Origin of the sequence: uncultured Aurantimicrobium sp. (assembly GCF_936931525.1) — a bacterium.
GTDB lineage: Bacteria > Actinomycetota > Actinomycetes > Actinomycetales > Microbacteriaceae > Aurantimicrobium.
In genome coordinates this window covers 1-7,301 of the sequence record NZ_CAKZII010000187.1, presented here as the reverse complement: position 1 = coordinate 7,301, position 7,301 = coordinate 1, and the positions used below count along the sequence as shown (strand labels likewise).

Genomic DNA, 7,301 nt, shown 5'->3' with positions numbered 1-7,301 from the left:
CTGGCCAAGCAGTTTGGTTCTGCTGAACTCTTCGGAATCGCTCCCCTGCACTCCACCTTTGTGAGCGCAATGAACGCTCAGCCACAGCAGATCGCCGTCATGGTTATTGCCATGGTCATGGTTGTCCTGATGACTGCGTCTCAGTTCATTACCCAGCTTCAGATCGTCTCCAAGAACATGTCTGAAGAGACCAAGGCCAGCCCTGCTTTCCGCCAGCAGCGCATCCTGTTGTACCTACTCCCCCTTGTTTTCGCCTTCTCTGGCTTCACTTTCCCCCTCGGCGTCATGTTCTACTGGCTGGTTTCCAACTTCTGGACCATGGGTCAGCAGTTCATTGTGATCCGCAACATGCCTACTCCTGGTAGCCAGGCAGCCAAGGACCGTGAAGAGCGTCTCGCTCGCCGCGGAAAGCTCCCCAAGGGAACCACTGAAGTTATTGAAGTTGAAGCACCTAAGCCAATTCAGCGCGCACAGCCTGTGAGCAAGAACCGCGCGAAGAAGTCCGGAAAGAAGAAGTAATTATGTCTGAAGACCTCACCACTGAGCCCAAAGCAGCTCCCACCATCAAAGACCTCGAGAACGAGGGCGATGTTGCAGCTGACTACATTGAAGAGCTCCTCGACATCGCAGATCTCGATGGCGACCTCGATATTGATGCCCGTAACGGCCGTGCATACGTCTCTGTAACCGCATCAGAACAGGGCAACGTCCGTGTTCTTTCTCGCCCAGAGACCGTTTCTGCCCTGCAGGAGCTCACTCGCCTGGCAGTTCAGAACAAAACCGGCCAGTACTCACGCCTCATCCTGGACGTAGGTGGCTCACGCCAGACCCGCGAGCAGGAACTTGCAGCACTCGTTGACGCTGCTGCTGCTCGTCTCGAAGGCGGAGCTGCAGCTGCAGCACTACCTCCTATGAGTTCCTACGAGCGCAAGCTTGTGCACGATCTGGTGAGCGAGCGTGGCCTGGTGTCACACTCCGACGGTGAGGGCAAGGACCGCCACACCGTTATCACCGCCGGCGCATAGTTTCACGTGAAACATTGACTCCCGAATATGAAGCGGAGCCAGCTCAAGCTGCTCTAGTTTTTGGAGATCAACTCGCTCTAGCCCGCCAATTCACTGCGAACTTGGCACAGTATGGCGAGGAACTGGGCCTGATTGGCCCACTTGAGCTCCCTCGTTTGTGGTCCCGCCACATTCTCAACTGCGGCATTGTTGCCCCCTTACTCAAGGGCCGTGTTGGAGACGTAGGCAGTGGAGCAGGCCTACCAGGGCTTGTTTTGGCCATCGCGCGCCCAGATGTCGATTTCGTACTGATTGAGCCCATGGAGCGTCGCACAGCTTGGCTGAACGATCAGGTGGCAGAACTGGGTCTGACTAACGTCACAGTTGTGCGTGACCGTGCAGAGGACGTGCGCAGAGATGTTCTTCTAGATCAGGTCACCGCACGTGCTGTGAGTGCCCTCAAGAAGCTCATCCCCATGACTGCTCCCCTGGTTCGCCCCGGCGGAGAACTGGTGCTGATGAAGGGTGCAGGTGCTGCCGCAGAGATTGAGGCTGCTGCCAAGCAGATTCGTGCCTTCAAACTCCACGATGTAGAGGTTCTCACCCTGGGTGAGGGAGTCCTCGATGAGGTAACGAGGGTGGTTCGGGCTACAGTTGAGTAGACCTCGTTCCACACTTGTTTGATCCAAAGGTTTCACGTGAAACATCCTGAAGAATCGATTGATACGCCACTCAGTGGCGTCGATTCTCCTTTGGCGCGCGAACTGAGTGATTTGACTGCTCGACGCCGGATTCTGGACGGCCCAGCGCCCCCTCTTCCTTCTCGCCCACGCGTTTTCACGGTCTCGAACCAAAAGGGCGGCGTGGGTAAAACCACGACAACCGTCAATATCGCTGCTGCTTTAGCCCGATTTGGCGCAAAAGTGCTGGTTATTGACTTGGACCCCCAGGGAAATGCTTCTACAGCGCTCGGTGTTGACCACCACGGCGATATCCCCAGCATCTACGACGTTTTGGTCGAAGGTAAGCCGCTGAGCTCTGTGATTCAGAAGAGCACCGAAGAGGGCGAGCTGTACTGCGCCCCCTCCAACCTGGACCTTGCGGGTGCAGAAATTCAGATGTTCAGTATCGATCGTCGTGAATTCCTGCTGCGAGATGCACTCGAACGCTTTTTCAATGAACCAGGCAATGACTACCACTACGTCTTCATTGACTGCCCACCCTCTCTGGGCTTGCTCACCATCAATGCGTTTAGCTCAGCTCGAGAGGTATTGATCCCCATCCAGTGTGAGTATTACGCCCTGGAAGGCTTGTCCCAACTCCTCAGCACCATCGAGATGATCAACCAGGGCCTGAACCCATATCTTCAGGTCTCCACCATCTTGCTCACGATGTTTGACAGCAGAACCCGCCTCGCCCACGAAGTGGCCGCAGATGTGCGCCAGCACTTCCCCCAGCAGGTCCTCAACGCTGTTATTCCCCGCGCTGTGCGCGTTTCTGAGGCTCCTAGCTATAGCCAGACGGTTGTCAGCTACGACACCATGTCAGTGGGATCCATTTCATATATCGAAGCAGCACACGAGATCGCGCTCCGCGGCGCTCCCGGAGCTGCCAGCACTGCTAACCAGGAGGCCCCACATGGCAACGAATAAGCGCACCGGCCTTGGCCGCGGCATTGGTTCACTCATTCCCACGGCTCCCACAACTGAACGTCCCGTCGACGTCTTCTTCCCCGACCAGGTTGGCACCGGCGCCATTCCTGTTGTCGAGAACAATGACGCCAATCTCGTTGAAGTTCCCGGAGCTCGCCTGGCCTTCATCTCCCCCAACCTCGTTGTTCCGAACCCCCAGCAGCCTCGTAAGGTCTTTAATCCAGAAGACCTCGCTGAACTGGTTCACAGCATCCGAGAAATTGGAATCCTGCAGCCCATCGTGGTTCGTAGCATTCCTGGCTCAGAGAACTTCGAGCTCATCATGGGTGAGCGCCGACTCCGTGCGTCGAAGGAAGTGGGTCTCGAGCAGATCCCGGTCATCATCCGTGACACCGCCGATGAAGACATGCTCCGAGATGCACTGCTGGAGAACCTCCACCGTTCACAGCTGAACCCACTCGAAGAAGCCTCTGCCTACCAGCAGCTCATGGCTGACTTCGGCATTACTCAGGAACAGCTCGCTGAGCGTATTGGTCGATCACGTCCCCAGATCTCGAACACCATTCGTTTGCTCCGCCTTCCTCCCCTGGTTCAGAAGCGCGTTGCAGCTGGTGTCCTCAGCGCAGGTCACGCCCGCGCCATTTTGGCAGTCGGCGACCCGGATGCCATGCAGCGTTTGGCAGACAAGATTGTCAACGAAGACCTCTCGGTTCGTGCCGCTGAAGCACTTGCAGGTGAAGCCCCCACCTCGAAGAAGCCCAAGCCTGTTGCGGGAACTCGTCGTGGCCACCTCGATGAGATCGCCGAACGCCTCGGAGATCGCCTCGATACTCGCGTGAAGATTGCCCTCAGTGCTAAAAAAGGCCTGATCAGCATCGAATTTGCGACTATTGGAGACCTGAACCGTATCCTCACCGAACTGGGTGAGACCCCGTTCGGCCAGAACTAGTTTCCACGTGAAACGTGGGCGGGCAACCGCCTAGTTTGCTGCTGCGCGCGCGAGTGCTTCGTAGAGCTGCCCGAGTTCAACGCCTGACGCTTCAATAGCCAGCGGTGCACTCGAGGTCTCGGTCAGACCAGGAAGTGAGTTCGCTTCGAGGAACCAAGGCTCTCCTGCCTCGTCCACGATGAGGTCAATACGTGAGAGCTGAGAAAGCCCAAGAGTCTCGTGAACAGATACTGCTGCCTCAGAAATCTTGGCCGAAACTTCAGTGGAGACGCGTGCAGGGACATAGAACGTGGTTTCACCCGCGTTGTAACGGGCTTCAAAGCTGTAGACGCCGTCTAGAGGGACGATTTCCACCGCAGGCAGGGCGGAGGCCCCGGAAGCACTATCTGTGACCGTCACGGCCACTTCAGTGCCCGCAATGAACTTCTCAACCAGTGCGACGTCGTTGTAAGTGAACGCATCCACCATCGCACGAGGGAGATCCTCGGCCTTAGTAACGATGGAAACACCCTGGGCTGAACCACCAGATGCGGGCTTCACAACAACATGATTTCCCAGTTCAGAGGCAATTAATTCGAGAACAGAGCCCGCACCAAGTTCACGGAATGCTTCACGTGCAACGGTGATGGATGGAGCCGTTCTCACACCTGCGCGAGAAACCAACGTCTTTGCAACTGGCTTGGACCAAGCCAGGCGGGCGGCAGCAGCCGAGGGTCCCACGTAGTTGTAACCAGCTGCACGAAGTAGATCGAGAACTGCACCATCTTCACCGCTGGATCCGTGCAAAGCAGGCCAAACAACGTCAGGGTTCAGGTTCTTGAGGGTGGCAAACAGTGAGGCATCGGGGTCAATGATGGTGACGTTGTGACCTCGCGCGGTGAGGGCATCTGCAACGCGACGGCCGGAGCGTAAAGAAACTTCGCGTTCGTGTGAAATACCACCGGACAGAACGGCAATGTTGAGAGATGACATAAATAGCCTCGTGTTCTTAGCTCAGGTCAGGTGGTGGTGCGATGACGTTGTCGTCCCCCGCGGCAGCAGTGAGTGAACCAGTACCTGCAAAGTCCGCAAGCAGGTCAAGTTCTCCGCGGATTACTGTGGCAAGACGACGAATACCGATCTTGATGTTCTCGGGAGTGGGGTAGCAGAAGGACAGGCGGAGGTTTTGACGCCCGCCACCGTCTGCGAAGAAGGCTGTTCCAGGTGTGTAAGCAACCAATTCGGTCACCGCACGAGGCAACATCGCCTTGGAATCAAGGTTTTCAGGCAATGAGCACCAGATATAGAACCCACCGTTGGGCACATTCCAACTCAAATCAGGCAGGTGTTCTTCCAGTGCCTCGAGCATGGCATCACGACGTTCTTTGTAGACACCGCGGAAGGTTTCAATCTGACCCTTCCAATCGGCCTGGCTGAGGTATTCCGAAATAACCATCTGGCTGAACGAACTGGGGCACAAAATAGCTGCTTCTGCGGCAAGTACCAGCTTTTCGCGGATGGCGTGGGGGGCGAGAGCCCAGCCCACGCGGAATCCGGGAGCCAGCGTCTTCGAGAACGAGCCGAGGTAAATGACTCCGTCTTCGTTCAACGAGCGAATAGCGGGAGGAACGTCCTCCTCAAATGAAAGCAGACCGTAGGGGTTGTCTTCCAAGATCAGAATGCCGTTGCTCTGGCAAATCTCGAGAATCTCGGGGCGACGCTCTGCCGACAGCGTCACACCAGCAGGGTTGTGGAAGTTCGGGATTGTGTAGAGGAACTTGATGGTGCGCCCCGATGCCTTCACCTCAGTGATAGCTTCGCGCAGTTTCTCAGGGATCAGACCGTTCTCATCCATGAGAACGTGCACCACATCCGCCTGGTAGCTGCGGAAAACACCAATAGCTCCCACATAACTGGGGGCTTCAGCCAGAATCACGTCACCTGGATCAATGAAGAGCTTGGTTACCAGATCCAGTGCCTGCTGGCTGCCAGTGGTAACAACGACGTCATCCACCGAGGCAGAAATGCCTTCGAGGGCCATGATTTCGAGGATTTGCTCACGCAACGCAGGAATACCCTGACCGGAGCCATATTGCATGGCCATGGGGCCATTGTCTTTCATGACCTTTTCCAGAGCTCCGTTGACCAGGGACTCTGGTAGCGCGCGAACATACGGCATGCCACCGGCAAGAGAGACAACTTCGGGTCGAGAGGCCACCGCGAAAAGGGCGCGCACTTCGGAGGCGCTCAGCCCTGCAGAACGGCTGGCGTAGTGATTGAACCAGGGGTCAAGGTTGATTCCTTGACCGGTCACGTTATTCTCGGCCACGTACATAATCGTAGTTGGGATTTTTGGGGCTTAAATGCCGTTGGCCGCCTGAGAAGACTCAGACGGCCAACGATTAAGCAGAATTAGCCGATGTAGTCTGCGAGATCGTGCTCGAGAGCGGGCTTGGGCTTGGCGCCGATGATGGTCTTGGTGACCTCACCGTTGACGAAGACCTTCATCGCGGGGATGGAGGTGATCTGGTAGGTCATCGCGGTCTGAGGGTTCTCATCCACGTTGAGCTTCACGATCTCGATCTTGTCGCCGTGCTCGGCACGGATCTGGTCGAGGATGGGGCCAACCGCGCGGCAGGGGCCACACCATTCAGCCCAGAAGTCAACGAGAACGGGCTTGCCGCTCTTGAGGACGTCTGCGTCGAAGCTTGCGTCAGTAACTGCGGGTGCTGCAGACATGATTTCTCCTAGTAATTAGTTGTTTTCGGCCTGCGCGAGCAACTCGGCAGGAAGTGATTGAAGGTAGTGCTCTGCATCAAGTGCAGCAACAGTTCCGCTCGCTGCAGCTGTAACTGCCTGGCGATAGGTGGGGTCAACCACGTCACCGGCAGCAAAGACACCGGTGAGGTTGGTCTTGGAGGTGCGACCCTTCACTGCAACTGTTCCCTCGGGTGCGAGGTCCAATTGTCCGTGAATGAGCTGGGTGCGGGGGTCATTACCAATGGCAATGAACAAGCCCTGAAGTTCAACGTCGCTGAGATCACCGGTAACCGTGTTCTTGATGGTCACACCGGTGAGTGATTCAGCACCATTGAGCGAGTCAATGGTGGAGTTCCACAGGAATTCAATCTTGGGGTTTGCCATGGCGCGGTCCTGCATGATCTTCGATGCACGAAGAGTCTCGGAACGGTGAATGACATAGACCTTGTCCGCAAAACGGGTGAGGAAGTTGGCCTCTTCCATGGCGGAGTCGCCACCGCCGACGATAGCGACCGTCTTCTGGCGGAAGAAGAAACCATCGCAGGTTGCACACCAGGAAACACCGTGACCAGAGAGACGGTCTTCGTCAGGAAGGCCGAGCTTACGGTTGGCAGAACCGGTAGCGAAGATGACGCTGAGTGCTTCGAAGGTCTGGCCACCACCAGTAGTGACACGCTTGACGTCACCAGCTAGTTCCAGGCTGACAACGTCATCCATCAGGATCTCGGCACCGAACTTCTCTGCCTGTTCCTGCATCTTCATCATGAGTTCAGGGCCCATGATTCCCTCGGGGAAACCAGGGAAGTTCTCTACTTCTGTGGTGTTCATCAGCTCGCCACCAGCTTCAACGGATGACGCAATGACGAGTGGCTTGAAGTTTGCACGAGCAGCATAGATCGCCGCGGTGTAACCGGCGGGACCCGAACCAATGATGATGACTTGACGCACAAAAACTCC

General features: G+C 56.4%; 9 protein-coding genes. 5 read left to right on the top strand and 4 right to left on the bottom strand.

Going from position 1 to position 7,301, the window contains the following annotated elements; translation table 11 throughout:
* The 5 genes from Q0362_RS09460 to Q0362_RS09440 form a co-directional block, all read left to right on the top strand.
* Positions 1–519, top strand: a 519-nt coding sequence (locus Q0362_RS09460) for a YidC/Oxa1 family membrane protein insertase (protein WP_298122866.1), incomplete at its 5' end; no start/stop codon positions are given.
* A 2-nt stretch (positions 520–521) separates the two neighbouring features.
* A complete protein-coding gene (locus tag Q0362_RS09455; RefSeq protein WP_298122864.1) occupies positions 522–1,025 on the top strand; it encodes a R3H domain-containing nucleic acid-binding protein in 504 nt (167 codons plus the stop codon).
* Positions 1,026–1,039: 14 nt separating this feature from the next.
* Positions 1,040–1,666 carry a 16S rRNA (guanine(527)-N(7))-methyltransferase RsmG gene (rsmG, locus tag Q0362_RS09450; protein WP_298122861.1) on the top strand — a complete coding sequence of 209 codons (627 nt, stop codon included), beginning with the start codon at positions 1,040–1,042 and terminating at the stop codon, positions 1,664–1,666.
* Between the two features lie 36 nt (positions 1,667–1,702).
* Positions 1,703–2,656: a ParA family protein gene (locus Q0362_RS09445; RefSeq protein ID WP_298122858.1), complete on the top strand. Its 954-nt coding sequence runs from the start codon at positions 1,703–1,705 to the stop codon at positions 2,654–2,656.
* Complete coding sequence (locus tag Q0362_RS09440; protein WP_298122856.1) at positions 2,643–3,605, top strand: ParB/RepB/Spo0J family partition protein; 963 nt, start codon at positions 2,643–2,645, stop codon at positions 3,603–3,605. Before Q0362_RS09445 ends, Q0362_RS09440 begins: the two co-directional genes overlap by 14 nt.
* 30 nt (positions 3,606–3,635) lie before the next feature.
* Here the strand turns inward: Q0362_RS09440 and Q0362_RS09435 are convergent, their stop codons facing one another.
* The 4 genes from Q0362_RS09435 to trxB form a co-directional block, all read right to left on the bottom strand.
* Positions 3,636–4,577 carry a D-alanine--D-alanine ligase gene (locus Q0362_RS09435; protein WP_298122853.1) on the bottom strand — a complete coding sequence of 314 codons (942 nt, stop codon included), beginning with the start codon at positions 4,575–4,577 and terminating at the stop codon, positions 3,636–3,638.
* 16 nt (positions 4,578–4,593) lie between these two features.
* Positions 4,594–5,913 carry a PLP-dependent aminotransferase family protein gene (locus tag Q0362_RS09430; RefSeq protein ID WP_298122851.1) on the bottom strand — a complete coding sequence of 440 codons (1,320 nt, stop codon included), beginning with the start codon at positions 5,911–5,913 and terminating at the stop codon, positions 4,594–4,596.
* Positions 5,914–5,996: 83 nt separating this feature from the next.
* On the bottom strand, positions 5,997–6,323 hold the full coding sequence (gene trxA, locus Q0362_RS09425; protein WP_280794651.1) for a thioredoxin: 327 nt from the start codon (positions 6,321–6,323) through the stop codon (positions 5,997–5,999).
* Positions 6,324–6,338: 15 nt separating this feature from the next.
* Positions 6,339–7,292 (bottom strand): thioredoxin-disulfide reductase, encoded by a 954-nt coding sequence (trxB, locus tag Q0362_RS09420; RefSeq protein ID WP_298122869.1) that lies wholly within the window; start codon positions 7,290–7,292, stop codon positions 6,339–6,341.
* Positions 7,293–7,301 lie beyond the last annotated feature (9 nt).